Here is a 16,299-nt window from a genome sequence, read left to right on the forward strand (position 1 = left end):
CTGCGGGGCCGGGACGGCCTCCGGGGCCGCCCCGGCCCTCCGGCGATGCTTGAATGCCCGGGTGACTGACTACGACGTACTGCGCGTCTTCTGCGCGCCGAACGGCGGATACGGCAACGAACTGGGCGTCGTCCGGGACGGCTCCGTGCTGCCCGAGACCGGCCGGCGGCAGGAGCTGGCCGCGAAACTCGGCTTCAGCGAGACGGTGTTCGTCGACGACCCCGAGCGCGGGGTCGTCGACATCTACACGCCCACCCTGCGGCTGCCCTTCGCCGGCCACCCCTGCGTCGGCACCGCCTGGCTGCTCGACGTGCCCGAACTCGTCACCCCCGCGGGGGTGGTGGGCGCCCGGCTGGACGGGGAGTTCAGCTGGATCGAGGCCCGCCCCGAGTGGGCGCCGCCGCGCACCCTGCGCCAGTACGCCACCGTCGCCGAGGTGGACGACCTGCGGGTGCCGCCGCCGGGGGAGTGGGTGTACGCGTGGGCCTGGGAGGACGAGGCGGGCGGCCGGGTGCGCGCCCGTGCCTTCCCCGGCCGGGGCGACGGCATCGAGGAGGACGAGGCGACCGGGGCGGCGGCGCTGCTGCTGACCGAGCGGCTGGGCCGGGCCCTCAACATCACGCAGGGCGCCGGCTCGCAGATCCTCACGGCGCCGCAGCCGGAGGGCTGGGTCGAGATCGGGGGCAGGGTACGCCTGGAGCGGTGAAGTCCGCACGGCAGCACGGCTCCGTTCGGGTGGAACGGCGTGTGCGCGCGACCGGCCGGGGGGACCAGTGGGCGTGACCGCTCACCCCCGCGAGAGGAAACCCATGCGCATCCGCTCCGCCCTTGCCACGGTCCTGCTGACCGCCGCCATGACCGCCGGCGGCGCCGCCACCGCCACCGCCTTCGACGGCCCCCTGCACGGCGACAGCGACGCCACCTGCAGCCCGTACTTCGGCGCCATCGACACCGACAGCACGGGTGACCTGGTCTTCGGCGGCATCAACTGCCGCAGCGACGACTACGACATCGACTGAGACCCGCGGCAGACCGACGACGGTCCCCCACTGGCGCAGGCCGGGCGGGGACCGTCGTCGTGTGTCCGGGTCCGGGTCCGTCAGGCGGACAGGGGGAACTCCTCGCCCAGCGCCCGGAAGACCCCCGTGTTCAGGGCGAAGGCGCGCTTGCACTCGGCCACCACGCGCTGCTTCTCCAGGTCGTCCGCCCGGATGCCGTCGAGCAGTTCGCGGTACTCCCGCTTGAAGGCGGCCGGGTTGCCGATCTCCTCGAAGACGTAGAACCGGACCCCGTCGCCTTTGCGGGCGAAGCCCCACGTCCGCTCGGCCTTGTCGCGGATGATCTGACCGCCCGACAGATCGCCGAGGTAGCGCGTGTAGTGGTGGGCGACGTACCCCGCGGGCCACTCCTCGGCGCACTCGCGGACCCGCGCGGCGTACTCCCCGGTCGCGGGCAGGGCGGTGAGCCCCGTGCGCCAGCCGGGGCCGCGCAGGTGGGCCAGGTCCCGCTCCAGCGAGGCGAGCCGCATCAGCTGCGGGCGGATGAAGGGGCCCGCCACCGGGTCCGACGCGAGACGGCCGGCGGAGGCCTCCAGGGCTTCGTAGACGAACCACAGCTGCTCGGTGTAGCGCGCGTAGGCGTCGACGCCGAGCCGGCCGCCGAGCAGGTCGCTCATGAACGTGGAGGTCTCCGCCTCCACGTGCTGCTCGTGCGAGGCCGTGCGGATGAGGGTCGAGAAGGAGTCCATGAGGCCGATTTTCTATGGTTAGGCTTACCTAAGTCAAGGGTCTTTCCGACGATGTGTCGGTAAGAGACTACCCAGACGCGCGAAGGCCCGCACCTCGATGGGTGCGGGCCTTCGCACGTCTTCCGCCGGAGCGGCGGCGGGCTACGGGAGGGTCAGGATCTCCGCGCCCGAGTCGGTCACCACCAGCGTGTGCTCGAACTGCGCCGTCCGCCTGCGGTCCTTCGTCACGACCGTCCAGCCGTCGTCCCACATGTCGTACTCGTGCGTGCCGAGCGTCAGCATCGGCTCGATGGTGAAGGTCATCCCGGGCTGGATGACGGTGGTCGCGTGCGGGCTGTCGTAGTGCGGCACGATGAGGCCCGAGTGGAACGACGTGTTGATGCCGTGCCCCGTGAAGTCCCGCACCACCCCGTACCCGAAGCGCTTGGCGTACGACTCGATGACCCGGCCGATGATGTTGATCTGCCGGCCCGGCCGGACCGCCTTGATCGCGCGGGCCAGCGCCTCCCGGGTCCGCTCGACCAGCAGCCGGCTCTCCTCGTCCACGTCGCCGACCAGGTACGTCGCGTTGTTGTCGCCGTGCACGCCGCCGATGTACGCCGTCACGTCGAGGTTCACGATGTCGCCGTCGCGCAGCACCGTGGAGTCCGGGATGCCGTGGCAGATCACCTCGTTGACCGAGCTGCACAGGGACTTGGGGAAGCCCCGGTAGCCCAGCGTCGACGGGTAGGCGCCGTGGTCGCACATGTACGCGTGCGCGACCCGGTCCAGCTCGTCCGTCGTCACGCCGGGCGCGATGAGCTTCGCGGCCTCCTCCATCGCCCGCGCCGCGATCCGCCCCGCCACGCGCATCGCCTCGACGGTCTCGGGCGTCTGCACCTCCGGGCCGGTGTACGGCGTCGGTGCGGGCTTTCCGACGTACTCGGGCCGGCGGATGTTTCCGGGCACGGAACGGGTGGGGGACAGTTCCCCTGGAACGAGCAGCGACTGGCCAGACATGCCGAGGAGTCTAACCAGCGGGCTTGGGGGAACATGTCGGTGGCGAGAGGAGCTGGTCATGGCCCTGTTCAAGAAGCGCACGGTCGGCAAGCCGGGCGAGTGGTACTACTGCCTGGAGCACAAGAAGGTGGAGGAGGGCCCGGAGTGCCCGGCGAAGGACCGGTTCGGGCCGTACGCCTCCCGCGCCGAGGCCGAGCACGCGATGCGGACGGCGCGCGAGCGCAACCTCGAATGGGAGAACGACCCCAAGTGGCACGACGCCCCGGCGGGCCGTCCCGACGACGAGTGACCGGGCCCCGGCGCCACCGGCCCGGGATCTGATCACGTGGTGCCCGGCGTGCGGGCGGCCGCGCGTCTCTCGCGCAGCCGCACCGCGTGCTCGTTGGTCCGGGCGTCGTACGTCATCATCGTCGGCAGGCACAGCGCCAGCAGCCCCACCGCGCCCGCGCACAGCAGCCCGCCCGACCACACCGACGCCCGCACCCCGGCGAGCGCGGCCGTGCCGCCCGCCCGGACCTGGCCCAGCTGCGGGCCCACGGAGTACGACAGCAGCTCGATGCCCGCGAGCCGACCGCGCAGCTCGTCCGGGATGGTCTGGTTCCACATCGCGCTGCGGAAGACGCCGCTGACCATGTCGCAGGCGCCGGCCAGGACGAAGCACCCCAGCACCAGCCACACGTTCCCGGCGACCCCCGCGGCGGCGATCGCCACACCCCAGCCGGCCGCCGCCAGCACCACCATCCGCCCGTGCCGGTGCACCCGCGACGTCCACCCGCTGCTCAGGCTCACCAGCAGCGACCCCGCCGGGATCGCCGCGTACATCAGCCCCAGCGACCACTCCGCGTCCAGCTCGTCCGCCAGGAACGGCAGCACCGCGAGCGGCATCGCCAGGAACATCGCCGCCAGGTCGACCGCGTACGTGCCCAGCAGCTCCTTGCGGCTCCACGCGTACCGGGCGCCCTCGGCGATCGCCGCCCACGACGGCTTCGCCGCCTCGTGCGAGGCGGGCGCGGAGGCGAGGCCCACCACCAGGCCCACGGAGGCGAGGAAGGTGACCAGGTCCACCGCGTACGCCCAGCCGAGGCCGGCGTACGCCACCACCACACCGGCCAGCGCCGGCCCGGCGATCCCGCCGACCTGCCAGCGCAGCGCGTTCAGCGAGGCGGCGGCCGGCAGGTGCTCGTGGGCGACGATCCGCGGGATCAGCGCGTCCAGGGCGGGGCGCTGGACCGCGCCGAGCGCCGAGGTGAGCGCGGCGATCACGTAGAGCGGCCACACGGCGGGGCTCGGCATCAGCGAGTTGACCAGCAGCGCCGCGCACAGCACGCCCTGGCCGGCCTCCGTCCACACGATCAGCTTCCGCTTGTCCCAGGCGTCGGCCAGCGCGCCGCCGTACAGCCCGAACACCACCAGCGGCACCAGCTCCACGGCGCCGATCGCACCCACCGCCGCCGCGGACCCGGTCAGCTCCTTGATCTGCACCGGCAGCGCGACGAAGGTCAGGAAGCTCCCGAAGGTCGTGATCAGCCCGGCGACCCAGAGCCGCCGGAAGTCCCGGGAGGCCCGCCAGGGAGAGAGGTCGGGCAGCAGGGCACGCAGCCCGGTGGGCACGTCGGCGGAGACGGGGGAGGCTTCGGTCACGAGGAGTCATCGTCGGGCCGGGCGGAGAACGACGGCAACCGGTTTTCGCCGGGCCCGGCACGCCCGCGGGAGGCCGGGAGCGGCGCCCTCGCCCGCCGGGCCTCACCAGCCGGGCGGAGGCGGGGCCGTCAGGTGGTCGGCCAGGCGGGAGAGGCGGTCCCGGAAGCGGCGCCGGCCGCGGGGCTGCGGCACCGCGTTCTCGCCCGCCGCCGCGCTGACCAGGTGCTGCACCGTGTCCAGGTCCAGCTCGGCGCCGTCCGGCACGGTCAGCGCCTCGTGCGCCATCGCCGTCAGCTCCCGCTCGCCCGGGCCGCGGTCGGTGCCCAGCGACAGCACCGTCGCACCCGCCCGGCGGGCGTCGTGCACCCGTTCCAGGAGCGGGGCTCCCGGCTCGTCCGGCGTCACCACCAGCAGCGTCTCCCCGCGCCCGGCCGCCGCCAGCCGGCCGAGCCCCACCGCCAGATGCGGCGGATCCGCGGGCCGCGCGCCGTGCCGCACCAGCGTGGGCGCCAGCGCGGGCGTCCCCGACCAGGCGGCCTCGTCCACCAGGTGCGCGGCGAGATGCCAGGGCTCGTGCTCGGCGGTGCCCACGAGCAGCAGCCCGCCCCCGTGCGGGACCACCGACCCCCGCAGCGCCCCGGCGAACCTCCGGGTGGCCCCCAGCCACTCGGTCCCGGCGAGCACTTCCCGCAGCAGCGCGACCCGTACGGCGTCCATGCGACCGCATCCTGCCGCAACCCGGCCCGCCCGGTCCGGCGTTCGCCCCGGATTCGCCCGACCCGGGGACCCGGGGGCCGGCCCGCCCCCGGCGCCGGGACCCGTACGGCCCTCGTGACCGGCGCGGACGTAGGGTCGGCCCATGACCTCTACCGACAGTGCCGCACAGAAGGCCCCCGCCAAGGACCCCTGGGACCTGCCCGACGTCTCCGGGCTGGTCGTGGGCGTGCTCGGCGGCACCGGCCCCCAGGGCAAGGGCCTCGCGTACCGCCTCGCCAAGGCCGGCCAGCGGGTGATCATCGGCTCGCGCGCCGCCGAACGCGCCGAGGCCGCCGCCGCCGAACTCGGCCACGGGGTCGAGGGCGCCGACAACGCCGAGACCGCCCGCCGCAGCGACGTCGTGATCGTCGCCGTGCCCTGGGAGGGCCACGGCAAGACCCTGGAGTCCCTGCGCGGGGAACTGGCCGGCAAGCTCGTCGTCGACTGCGTCAACCCGCTCGGCTTCGACAAGAAGGGCGCCTACGCCCTCAAGCCCGAGGAGGGCAGCGCCGCCGAGCAGGCCGCCGCCCTGCTGCCGGACAGCAGGGTCACCGCCGCCTTCCACCACCTCTCGGCCGTCCTCCTCCAGGACCCGGAGATCGACGAGATCGACACCGACGTGATGGTGCTCGGCGAGGAGCGCGCCGACGTGGAGACCGTGCAGGCCCTCGCCGGACGCATCCCCGGCATGCGCGGCATCTTCGCCGGCCGTCTGCGCAACGCGCACCAGGTCGAGTCCCTGGTCGCCAACCTGATCTCCGTCAACCGCCGCTACAAGGCGCACGCCGGGCTCCGCGTCACGGACGTATGAGGCGATGGGGGACACTGGTGGGAGCCGCGGTACCCCCGCGCCACCCGCACGTGTCCCCCCGACAGGAGCCAGCCCCATGCCCCGCCTCGCCCTCTACGCCTTGGTCGTCTGCGTCCTCGCGGTGACCGCCGCCGTCGTCTCCTTCGTGCAGGGCAGCGTGCTGATCGGCGTCGTGTGGGTGCTGCTGTCGGGGCTCTCGTCGAACATGTGCTGGTACTACGTCAAGCGCGGCCGGGACACCCGCCGGCAGTCCGCCACGGGCTGAGCGGCCCTCACCCGCCGACCGCGCACAGCTCGTCGGTCTGCCAGAAGCGGTACAGCTCGAAGCCGCAGTACGTGTCGATCTCGCCGATCCCCAGCCCGCGCAGGATCGCGTCGATGGCGTCGAAGAACACCCCGTTGACGGCCGGGATCCACAGCAGCGCGAACACGATCAGCAGCCCGAACGGCGCGAGCGGCTCCACCTGCCGCCGCACGTTGTACGACAGCCAGGGCTCGATCACCCCGTAGCCGTCCAGGCCGGGCACCGGCAGGAAGTTCAGGATCGCGGCCGTCACCTGGAGCAGCGCCAGGAAGGCCAGCGCCAGCCGGAAGTCCCGCGGCACCCCGTCCAGCGCGTCCAGCCAGAACGGCGCCGTGCACACCACCGCGAACAGCACGTTCGTCAGCGGGCCCGCGGCCGAGATCAGACTGTGCCGCCACCGCCCCCGGATCCGCCCGCGCTCGATGAAGACGGCACCGCCGGGCAGCCCGATCCCGCCCATGATCACGAACAGCACGGGCAGCACGATGCTCAGCAGCGCGTGGGTGTACTTGACCGGGTTCAGCGTGAGGTAGCCCTTGGCGCCGACCGAGATGTCGCCGCTGTGCAGCGCGGTGCGGGCGTGCGCGTACTCGTGCAGACACAGCGAGACGACCCACGCGGCCGTCACGAACAGGAACACGGCGAGCCCCTGCTGCTCGGCGAACCCGGTCCAGGTGGCCCACCCCGTGACGGCGGCCACGGCGACGATCCCGAGGAAGACGGGACTGATCCGCCGGTCACTGGGGCGGGCGGTGGCGGTGGACATGGGACTCCTGACTCTCGGACGCGCGCGACGCTGCGGGACGGCGGGACTGCCCGACCGTACCGGGCGCACGGGGAGAACGTCTCGCGGGCGGCGGCCGGTTCCGGCGCGGCCGATCCGAGGCCGACCGGCGCCCCGCGGGCCGGCCACGCCGTGCCGCCAAAACCCCGTGACCGGGCGAGACGGCAGCAGGGACAATGGGGCCCGTGCGCTACCGCATCCTCGGCACCACCCAGGTACTCCGCCCCGACGGCACGGCCGTCCCGCTCGGCGGGGCACGGCTGCGTGCGCTGCTGACCGTGCTCGCGCTCAGGGCCGGCCGCGCCGTGCCCGCGGGGCTGCTGGTGGAGGAGGTGTGGGGCGGGGACCCGCCCGCCGACGCGACGGGAGCCCTCCAGGCACTGGTCGGCCGGCTGCGCCGGGCGATCGGCGCGCAGGCGGTCGCCTCGGCCGACGGCGGGTACCGGCTCACCGCCGCACCGGACGACGTCGACCTGCACCGCTTCGACCGGCTCGTCGGCGAGGGAGCCCGCGCGCTGGCCGACGGCGACCCGGCCAAGGCGGCCGTGCCGCTCGACGACGCCCTCGCCCTGTGGCGCGGCCCCGCCCTCGCCGACCTGCCCGACCGCACCGCCGAGGCCGCCCGCTGGGAGACCCGGCACCTGGACGCCCTGCGGGCCCGGCACACCGCCGCCCTGGACCTCGGCGAGGCCGAGCGCTCCCTGCCCGAACTGACGGCGCTGTGCGACGCCCGTCCCCTGGACGAACCGCTCCAGGCGCTGCGGCTGCGCGCCCTGCGCGACACCGGCCGCACCGCCGAGGCCCTGGCCGCCTACGCGTCCGTACGGCACCTGCTCGCGGACCGGCTCGGCACCGACCCGGGGCCGGGACTGCGCGCCCTGCACGGGGAGCTGCTCGCGCCCGGGGAACCGGTTGGGCCACCCGCGCCCTCCGGCTCCCGGCCCGCGCCCGCCGAGGGGGCGGCGCCACCCGCGTCCCCCGGCTCCCGGCCAGCGCCCGCCGAGGCCCCTCGCGCCCCCGCGCCCCGCCGCCGGGGCAACCTCCGTGCCCGGCTCACCTCCTTCGTCGGCCGTGACGCCGACATCGAATCCCTGCGCGCCGATCTCGCGACCGCCCGGCTGGTCACGCTCCTCGGGCCCGGCGGCGCCGGCAAGACCCGCCTCTCGCAGGAGGCCGCCGAGGGCGCCGGGGACACCGCACCCGACGGCGTCTGGCTCGCCGAACTGGCACCCGTCGACGACCCCGACGCCGTACCGGAGGCCGTGCTGACCGCGCTCGGCGCCCGCGAGACCGTGCTGTACGGCGCCGGTGCCGAGGAGATGCGGGCCGCCGGCGCCGAACGGCCGGCCACCGCCGTGGAGCGCCTCGTCGAGCACTGCGGCCGCCGCCGCATGCTCATCGTCCTCGACAACTGCGAGCACGTCGTCGACGCCGCCGCCCGCCTCACCGAGGAACTGCTCGCCCGCTGCCCGCACCTCACCGTCCTCGCCACCAGCCGCGAACCGCTCGGCGTGCCGGGCGAGTCGCTGCGCCCGGTGGAGCCGCTGCCCGAGCCGGCCGCGCTCCGGCTCCTCGCCGACCGGGGCGTCGCCGCCCGCCCCGGCTTCCGGCCCGACGCCGACGAGGACACCGCCGCCGCCTGTGCCGAGATCTGCCGGCGCCTGGACGGACTGCCGCTGGCCATCGAACTGGCCGCCGCCCGGCTGCGCATGCTCACCCCGCGGCAGATCGCGGACCGCCTCGACGACCGGTTCCGCCTGCTCAGCTCCGGCAGCCGCACCGTCCTGCCCCGCCAGCAGACCCTGCGCGCGGTCGTCGACTGGTCCTGGGACCTGCTCGACGCGGCCGAGCGGGAGGTGCTGGGCCGGCTCTCCGTCTTCGCCGGCGGCTGCGACCTCACCGCCGCCGAGGCCGTGTGCGGGCCCGCCGCCCTGGACGCCCTCGGCTCCCTCGTCGACAAGTCGCTCGTGGTGGCCGCCCCCGTGACCGACCGGCAGACCGGCGAGGAGATGCGCTACCGGCTCCTGGAGACCGTCGCCGAGTACGCGGGCGAACGCCTCGACGAGGCCGGCGGCCGCGCCGCCGCCGAACGCGCGCACCTGACGCACTACCGCGAGTTCGCCCGTACGACGGACCCGCTGCTGCGCGGCCCGCACCAGCTCGCCGCCATCGAGCGGCTGGAGCGGGAGTACGAGAACGTGCGCACCGCCCTGCGCCACGCCATCGCCGACCGCGACGAGCAGGAGGCGCTGTGCCTCTCCCTGTCCCTGGTCTGGTACTGGCAGATGCGCGACCTGCGGGTGGAGGCGCGGAACTGGTTCGTCGAGATCATGGCCCTCGGCCCCGACCCCTTCACCGAACCGGTCCGCCCCGCCCGGCCGGTGTGGGAGCGCTGCACCGCCGCCCCGCCGCCGATGACCGGAGAGACCCTCGCCGAGGCCCGGCGCGGGGCGCATCTCGCCCATCTGGCCTGTATGGACACGGAACTGGACGCCTGGCAGCGGCCCGCCGCGCAGAGCAAGCTGCGGATCATCGCGGCGACGTACGAGCCGGGCATGCCGCAGACCTGCCGCAGCCCCGGTGTGCTCTGGTTCTTCGCCGTGCTCCTCGCCGGGGACGTCAAGCGGCTGCGCGAGATCCAGGACGCCACCGTGCGGACCTGCCGGGAGACGCCGGGTTACGAGTGGGAGCTGGCCGGCGCCCTCCAGATGCGCGCCAACATGCTGGCCAACCGCACCGACTGGGCGGGCGACGCCACCCGCGACGCCGACGAGTCGCTGGAGATCTACGGCCGCCTCGGCGACGCCTGGGGCATGGCCGAGGCCCTCTCGGGGCGGGCGGAGGCCCGGGAGCGCACCGGTGAGTTCCAGCTCGCCGCCGCCGACTACCGGTTGGCCGCGGAACACGCCGAGCGGCTCGGCGCGCACGCCCAGGTGGACGTTCTCGACGCCCGGCTCGGCAGCGTGCTGGTGGAGGCGGGTGACCCGGAGGAGGGCGAGCGCATCCTGCGGGACGTGATCGAGCGGACGCGGGGCACCGGTCACAACGGCGCGATGCCCGCCGCCCGCCTGCATCTGGCCGGCCGGCTCGGCATGACCGGCCGCACCGCCGAGGCGGGTGAGCAACTGCGCCTGCTCCGCGAGGAGTTCGGCATCTCCCATTTCGTGGTCTTCGACGCGTTCATCCTCGCCGCGGAGGCCTGGCTCGCCACGCTGGAGGACCGGCACGAGGAGTGCCTGGCCAAGGTCAGGAGATCGCTGGAGCGCGTCGACGACCCGCTGTCCACGGCCATCGCACCGCACATGGGGTCGTCCTTCCTGACCATCGCCGCGATGGCGCTGGCCCGGGTGGACGGCGGGCACCGCGCCGCGGACGGAGCGCGGTGCATCGGTGCCGCCGACGCGCTGCTGCCGCCCGGCCACGTGGCGTACGGCATGGAGCGGGACGCGCGCATGTGGGCCGTCGAGCGGGTCCGCGCGGTGCTCGGCGCCGAGGCGTACGAGGCCGGGTACGCCGAGGGCGGCGGCCTCTCCCTGGAGGAGGCCGCCGCCCTGGTGTGACGGGTGCGCGGGTCAGCTCTTCGTACGGAACTTGTGGATGGCGACCGGCGCCATCACCGCCGTGATCGCCACCGACCAGCCGAGCGTGATCCACAGGTCGTGCGCGACCGGTCCGCCGACCATCAGTCCGCGCGCGGCGTCGGCCAGCGTGGACAGCGGGTTGTAGTCGGTGAAGGCCTGGAGCCAGCCCGGCATGGACTGCGGCGGCGCGAAGATCGAGGAGCCGAACTGGAGCGGGAACAGCACCAGGAAGCCCATCGCCTGCACCGACTGGGCGTTCTTCAGGATCACGCCGAGGGTGAGGAACACCCACATGATCGACGAGGCGAAGACCGCCGACAGCCCCACGGCCGCGAACAGTCCGGCCCAGTGGTCGATGTCGAAGCCCACCAGCACGGCGACGATCATCAGCACGGCGGTGGCGAACAGCATCCGCACCATCTCCACCGCGATCTTCGCGAAGAGCACCGAGCCGCGCCCGATGGGCAGCGAGCGGAAGCGGTCCATGACGCCGGAGTTGAAGTCCTGGCTGAAGCCGGTGCCGACGCCCTGCGACAGCGTCATGCTCATCATCGCGATCATGCCGGGGATCACGTACTGCACGTAGCCGTCCTGCCCGCCGCCCAGGGCCTGGCCGATCGACCCGCCGAAGACGTACACGAACAGCAGGGTGAAGACGACCGGCATCAGCAGCGCGTCGAACATCGACTCCGGGTCCTGCCGGATCCACAGCAGGTTGCGGCGGACCAGGGCACCGGTGTGGCGTACGTGGCCGCGCAGCGGGATGCGGGCGTCGTCCGCGGTGCCGGGGGCGGTGGTCGCGGTGACGGGGGCTGTGGTCGCGCTCATACGGCGACCTCCTCGCGGGTGTCGGCGGGCGCGGGGTCCTGCGGGGCACTGGCGCGGTGGCCGGTGAGGGACAGGAAGACCTCGTCCAGGCTGGGCAGTTCGGTGGTGATGGAGGCGACGGTGATGCCGCGCGCGGTGACCGCGCCGACCACCGCGGTCAGCTGCTCGTCGCTGAGGATCGGCACGAGGACGGCGCCGCGCTGGGTGTCCACCGTGCTGCTCGCGAGGCCCGTGATGCCCAGCTCGTCCAGGTGGGCGGCGAGCGGGCGCAGGTGCAGCGGGTCGGCCGGGCGGACGCGCAGGGTGCGGCCGCCGACCTTGGCCTTCAGCTCCTCGATGCCGCCCTTCGCGATGACCTGGCCGCGGTCGACGACGGTCAGCTCGGAGGCGAGCTGCTCGGCCTCCTCCATGTACTGGGTGGTGAGCAGCACGGTGACGCCGTCGCCGACCATGCGCTTGACCTCGTCCCACACCTCGTTGCGGGTGCGGGGGTCCAGGCCGGTGGTGGGCTCGTCGAGGAAGAGCACCTGCGGGCGCCCGATCATCGACGCCGCCAGGTCGAGGCGCCGCCGCATACCGCCGGAGTAGGTGGCCGCGGGCCGCTTGCCGGCGTCGGTGAGCGAGAACCGCTCCAGCAGCTCGTCGGCCCGGGCGCGGGCCTCCCCGCGGGGCAGGTCGAGCAGCCGGCCGATCATGTACAGGTTCTCCCAGCCGGGGAGCTTCTCGTCCACGGACGCGTACTGCCCGGTGAGGCCGATGACCCGCCGCAGCTGCCGGGGCTGCCGTACGACGTCGTAGCCGGCGACGTGCGCCCGGCCGGCGTCGGGTGCGAGGAGGGTGGACAGGATGCGGACGAGGGTGGTCTTGCCGGCGCCGTTCGGTCCGAGCACACCCATCACGGTGCCCTCGCGCACATCCAGGTCGACGCCGTCCAGCGCTTTGGTCTCGCCGTAGTGCTTGACCAGCCCCCGTACGGTGACCGCGGCGTCCGCGGCCGAGGGGTTGTCGTCGATTCGCTTCATGCCGACGACGGTGCCAGCCCCCACCGACAAAGCGCCGACATCCCGCCGACAGGGCTCCGCGGCCACCGACAGGGCACCGACGGCACGCCGACGCGCCGACGGCACCGGCGGCACACCGGCGGCGCCGGGAAAAGCACCGGCCCCGCCGACGGGGGAAGATCGGCGGGGCCGGTGTCGTACCGCGGTGGCTCAGTGGACGGAGTGCTCGTCCTGGGGGAACGTTCCGCCGACGACGTCCTCGGCGTACGCCTTCGCGGCGTCGCCGATGACCTGGCGCAGGTCGGCGTACTGCTTGACGAACTTCGGCACCCGCCCGCCGGTCAGCCCGAGCATGTCGGTCCACACCAGCACCTGGGCGTCGGTCTCGGGGCCCGCGCCGATGCCGACGGTCGGGATGTGCAGGGTCCGGGTCACCTCGGCGGCCAGCTCGGCCGGTACCAGCTCCAGGACGACCGCGAAGGCGCCCGCGTCCTGTACGGCCTTGGCGTCGCGCAGCAGCTGCTGGGCCGCCTCCTCGCCGCGGCCCTGCACCCGGTAGCCCATGGCGTTCACGGACTGCGGGGTGAGGCCGATGTGGGCCATCACGGGGATGCCGGACTCGACCAGCAGCTCGATCTGCCGGTGCGAGCGCTCGCCGCCCTCCAGCTTGACGGCGCCGACCCCGGCCTCCTTGACCAGGCGCGTCGCCGAGCGCAGCGCCTGCACGGGGCCCTCCTGGTACGTCCCGAAGGGCAGGTCGCCGACGATCAGGGCGCGGGAGGTGCCGCGCACCACGGCCGCCGAGAGCATGGTCATCTCGTCCAGCGTGACGGGCACGGTCGACTCGTAGCCGAGGTGGCAGTTGCCCGCGGAGTCGCCGACGAGCATCACCGGGATGCCGGCCTCGTCGAAGACGGACGCGGTCATCGCGTCGTACGCGGTGAGCATGGGCCACTTCTCGCCGCGCTCCTTGGCGGCGGTGATGTCCCGGACGGTGATGCGACGGTTGATCTTGCCCCCGTACAGCGCCCTGCTCCCGTCCCCGGGGGTGCGCTGCGGTGTCGGGGCAGCCGAAAGCTGCGTCATGGCAACGGCTCCTTCATGTCATCTCGAGGCGCCCTGACGGCGTCCCCGGATCCCTCCCATGGTGGCACCTCCCGCGCCCTCGCGGCTAGGGGACCCTCGTCACGAGGCCATGATCGGCCCATGAGGCGAAATGTGCCCGTTCTGTCACAGAGCGACCCGTCCACGCGGGACGCGGAACTCCGCGTGGCGACTCGTACGTCCCAGTGCCCGTACGGCCGTCGAGGGACGGCGGGATCGGAACCGATCATCCCCTATGGTGCTGAGTCACGGGGGGCGACGGTGAGCACGGCGGGCAGTGAGGCGACGGTATGGCGCAGCAGGCGTACATGACGGAGACGGACAACGGAGGCTCGGATCCCGAGCGCCGGGGGAACCGGCTTCGGCGCCTGGCCGGCCGGGCGGCCGCCGGCTGGCGCGGGGACCGGCGGATCTGGACCCGTGGCCTGGTCACGGCCGCGGTCGCGCTCCTCCTCTCCGGCGTCATGGCGGCCCACTCGCACATCCCGAACGCCATCGGCAACCTCGGCAGCCTCACCGAGACCTTCCTGCCGTGGTTCGGCCTCCTGATCCCGGTCCTGCTGGTGATCGCCCTGGTCCGCAGGTCGGCGACGGCGCTGATCGCGCTGGTCCTGCCGGTGAGCGTCTGGCTGAACCTCTTCGGCGGCCTGCTCTTCGACAAGACCGGCACCGGCGGCGACCTCACGGTGGCCACGCACAACGTCAACGCCGACAACGCCGACCCGGAGGGCACCGCCCGCGCCGTGTCCGCGGCCGGGGCGGACGTCCTCGCCCTGGAGGAGCTGAAGGCGTCGGCCGTGCCGACGTACGAGAAGGCGCTGGAGGCGAAGTACCCGCACCACGCGGTCGTCGGCACCGTCGGGCTGTGGAGCAAGTACCCGGTCGGCGACGTGCGGGCGGTCGACATCCAGCTGGGCTGGAAGCGTGCGATGCGCGCCACCGTCGCCACCCCCGCCGGGCCGGTCGCGGTGTACGTCGCGCACCTGCCGTCCGTCCGGGTGAAGCTGGAGGCGGGGTTCACCGCCCGGCAGCGGGACAAGAGCGCCGACGCCCTCGGCGAGGCCATCGCCGACGAGAAGCTGCCCCGCCGGATCCTGCTCGGCGACCTCAACGGCACGATGAACGACCGCTCGCTCACCGCGATCACCTCGCAGATGCGCTCCCCGCAGGGTGCCGTCGGCGACGGCTTCGGCTTCAGCTGGCCCGCGTCCTTCCCGATGGCGCGCATCGACCAGATCCTGGTCGACGGCGTCGAGCCGATGACCAGCTGGACGCTCCCGTCCACCGGCAGCGACCACCTGCCGATCGCGGCGCGTGTGAAGGTCGACACAACCGACTCCTGAGATTCGCCCGCGGAATACCTGCCCTGAGAGCCTTTGTTCCGTACGGGAACATACAGTCGTCCCTCCCGTACGCACTCCGCTCTCGAAAGGCCCGCCCTTCATGCCCCTGGCCCTGCTCGCCCTTGCCGTGGGCGCCTTCGGCATCGGCACCACCGAGTTCGTGATGATGGGCCTGCTGCCCGACGTCGCGGACGACCTCGACATCTCCATCCCCACCGCGGGCCACCTCGTGTCCGCCTACGCGCTGGGCGTCGTCATCGGCGCCCCGCTGCTGGCGGCGGCCACCACGCGGATGTCCCGCCGCGCCGTCCTCATCGGTCTGATGGCGCTCTTCGTGCTCGGCAACGCCCTGTCGGCCGTGGCGCCCGGTGAGATCTCCCTGCTGGCCGCCCGCTTCGTCAGCGGCCTCCCGCACGGCGCGTTCTTCGGCGTCGGCGCGGTCGTCGCCACCGGCATGGTGGCCCCGGAGCGCAAGGCCCGCTCCGTCTCCCTCATGTTCCTGGGCCTCACCGTCGCCAACATCGTCGGCGTTCCGGCGGCCACCGCGATGGGCCAGCAGCTCGGCTGGCGGGCGACCTTCCTCGGCGTGAGCGCGATCGGCGTCGCGGCGATAGCGGCCCTGGTCGTCCTCATCCCGCGCGAGAACGCCCCCGCGCCCACCGCGGGCCTGCGCGGCGAGCTGGCCGCGCTGCGCTCCCTGCCGGTCTGGCTGGCGCTCGGCACCACGGTCGCCGGCTTCGGCGCGCTCTTCGCCGCGTACAGCTACATCACGCCGATGCTGACGGACGCGGCCGGCTTCGCCGACACCAGCGTGACGCTGCTGCTGGCCCTCTTCGGGGTCGGCGCCACCGCGGGCAACCTGCTCGGCGGCCGGCTCGCCGACCACTCCCTGCGCGGCACCCTCTTCGGCGGCCTCGCCGCGCTGGTCGTGGTCCTCGCCCTCTTCCCCGTCCTCATGCGTACGCCGGTCACGGCCGCGACGTCGGTGGCCCTGCTCGGCATGGCCGCCTTCGTCACCGGCTCCCCCCTCCAGCTGATGGTCATGGAGAAGGCCACGGCGGCCCCGTCCCTCGCCTCCTCGGCCAACCAGGCCGCCTTCAACCTCGCCAACGCCGGCGGCGCCTGGATCGGCGGCCTGGCCCTGGCGGCGGGCTTCGGCGTCACGTCCCCGGCCCTGGCGGGGTCGGCGCTGGCGGTGCTGGGGCTGGGGGTCGCGGGGGCGGCCTGGGCGGTGGACCGGCGGGCGGCGGCCTCGGCGCCCGGACGCGACCGGGTGGTCGCGGGGCACGTGCCGGAGGGGGTGGAGAGGGTGCGGGGCTGAGGGGCAGCCGGTCGCGGCGGCGGAACCGGGAGCCCGCAGGTCCGGGCGCCCGTATGCTGACCGTGTACGGCATGTGGAG

Annotated in this window: 16 protein-coding genes; 8 read left to right on the top strand and 8 right to left on the bottom strand. The window is 74.0% G+C overall.

All coding sequences use genetic code 11. The features are described 5' to 3' along the window. Window positions 1–61 precede the first annotated feature (61 nt). Window positions 62–706 (top strand): PhzF family phenazine biosynthesis protein, encoded by a 645-nt coding sequence (locus IE108_RS13710; protein WP_064727602.1) that lies wholly within the window; start codon window positions 62–64, stop codon window positions 704–706. A gap of 103 nt (window positions 707–809) precedes the next feature. Continuing rightward, window positions 810–1,019 (top strand): hypothetical protein, encoded by a 210-nt coding sequence (locus IE108_RS13715; protein WP_064727601.1) that lies wholly within the window; start codon window positions 810–812, stop codon window positions 1,017–1,019. An 80-nt stretch (window positions 1,020–1,099) separates the two neighbouring features. Here the strand turns inward: IE108_RS13715 and IE108_RS13720 are convergent, their stop codons facing one another. Together IE108_RS13720 and map are read right to left on the bottom strand one after the other, a co-directional pair. Continuing rightward, on the bottom strand, window positions 1,100–1,747 hold the full coding sequence (locus IE108_RS13720; RefSeq protein WP_064727600.1) for a biliverdin-producing heme oxygenase: 648 nt from the start codon (window positions 1,745–1,747) through the stop codon (window positions 1,100–1,102). 141 nt (window positions 1,748–1,888) lie between these two features. Then, a complete protein-coding gene (gene map, locus IE108_RS13725; RefSeq protein WP_064727599.1) occupies window positions 1,889–2,746 on the bottom strand; it encodes a type I methionyl aminopeptidase in 858 nt (285 codons plus the stop codon). A 58-nt stretch (window positions 2,747–2,804) separates the two neighbouring features. Here map and IE108_RS13730 point away from each other — a divergent pair, with 58 nt between their 5' ends. Beyond that, entirely contained in the window at window positions 2,805–3,035 is a 231-nt protein-coding gene (locus tag IE108_RS13730; protein WP_064727598.1) for a hypothetical protein, read from the top strand. Between the two features lie 32 nt (window positions 3,036–3,067). On the opposite strand, the gene IE108_RS13735 is transcribed toward IE108_RS13730, so the two are convergent. Both IE108_RS13735 and IE108_RS13740 read right to left on the bottom strand, forming a co-directional pair. Further along, entirely contained in the window at window positions 3,068–4,387 is a 1,320-nt protein-coding gene (locus IE108_RS13735) for an MFS transporter (RefSeq protein WP_064727597.1), read from the bottom strand. A 102-nt stretch (window positions 4,388–4,489) separates the two neighbouring features. Beyond that, window positions 4,490–5,104 (bottom strand): hypothetical protein, encoded by a 615-nt coding sequence (locus tag IE108_RS13740; protein ID WP_064727596.1) that lies wholly within the window; start codon window positions 5,102–5,104, stop codon window positions 4,490–4,492. Between the two features lie 142 nt (window positions 5,105–5,246). Here IE108_RS13740 and npdG point away from each other — a divergent pair, with 142 nt between their 5' ends. Together npdG and IE108_RS13750 are read left to right on the top strand one after the other, a co-directional pair. Continuing rightward, window positions 5,247–5,954, top strand: a complete 708-nt coding sequence (npdG, locus tag IE108_RS13745) for an NADPH-dependent F420 reductase (RefSeq protein WP_064727595.1) — start codon at window positions 5,247–5,249, stop codon at window positions 5,952–5,954. Window positions 5,955–5,958: 4 nt separating this feature from the next. Then, window positions 5,959–6,219 (top strand): hypothetical protein, encoded by a 261-nt coding sequence (locus tag IE108_RS13750; RefSeq protein WP_372466457.1) that lies wholly within the window; start codon window positions 5,959–5,961, stop codon window positions 6,217–6,219. 7 nt (window positions 6,220–6,226) lie between these two features. On the opposite strand, the gene IE108_RS13755 is transcribed toward IE108_RS13750, so the two are convergent. Continuing rightward, entirely contained in the window at window positions 6,227–7,024 is a 798-nt protein-coding gene (locus IE108_RS13755) for a site-2 protease family protein (protein ID WP_064727593.1), read from the bottom strand. A gap of 194 nt (window positions 7,025–7,218) precedes the next feature. On the opposite strand from IE108_RS13755, the gene IE108_RS13760 reads away from it, so the two are divergent. Next, window positions 7,219–10,602, top strand: coding sequence for an AfsR/SARP family transcriptional regulator (locus tag IE108_RS13760; protein WP_064727592.1), 3,384 nt, complete (start codon window positions 7,219–7,221; stop codon window positions 10,600–10,602). A gap of 12 nt (window positions 10,603–10,614) precedes the next feature. Here the strand turns inward: IE108_RS13760 and IE108_RS13765 are convergent, their stop codons facing one another. The 3 genes from IE108_RS13765 to panB form a co-directional block, all read right to left on the bottom strand. After that, on the bottom strand, window positions 10,615–11,451 hold the full coding sequence (locus IE108_RS13765; RefSeq protein WP_064727591.1) for an ABC transporter permease: 837 nt from the start codon (window positions 11,449–11,451) through the stop codon (window positions 10,615–10,617). Next, on the bottom strand, window positions 11,448–12,473 hold the full coding sequence (locus IE108_RS13770) for an ATP-binding cassette domain-containing protein (protein WP_064731721.1): 1,026 nt from the start codon (window positions 12,471–12,473) through the stop codon (window positions 11,448–11,450). Before IE108_RS13770 ends, IE108_RS13765 begins: the two co-directional genes overlap by 4 nt. A gap of 189 nt (window positions 12,474–12,662) precedes the next feature. After that, window positions 12,663–13,538, bottom strand: coding sequence for a 3-methyl-2-oxobutanoate hydroxymethyltransferase (gene panB, locus IE108_RS13775; RefSeq protein WP_064727590.1), 876 nt, complete (start codon window positions 13,536–13,538; stop codon window positions 12,663–12,665). A 308-nt stretch (window positions 13,539–13,846) separates the two neighbouring features. Here panB and IE108_RS13780 point away from each other — a divergent pair, with 308 nt between their 5' ends. Both IE108_RS13780 and IE108_RS13785 read left to right on the top strand, forming a co-directional pair. Further along, a complete protein-coding gene (locus tag IE108_RS13780) occupies window positions 13,847–14,899 on the top strand; it encodes an endonuclease/exonuclease/phosphatase family protein (protein WP_064727589.1) in 1,053 nt (350 codons plus the stop codon). A gap of 100 nt (window positions 14,900–14,999) precedes the next feature. Beyond that, on the top strand, window positions 15,000–16,220 hold the full coding sequence (locus IE108_RS13785) for an MFS transporter (protein WP_064727588.1): 1,221 nt from the start codon (window positions 15,000–15,002) through the stop codon (window positions 16,218–16,220). The last annotated feature ends 79 nt before the right edge of the window (window positions 16,221–16,299 follow it).

This window comes from Streptomyces parvulus (assembly GCF_014648855.1).
Classification (GTDB): domain Bacteria; phylum Actinomycetota; class Actinomycetes; order Streptomycetales; family Streptomycetaceae; genus Streptomyces; species Streptomyces parvulus.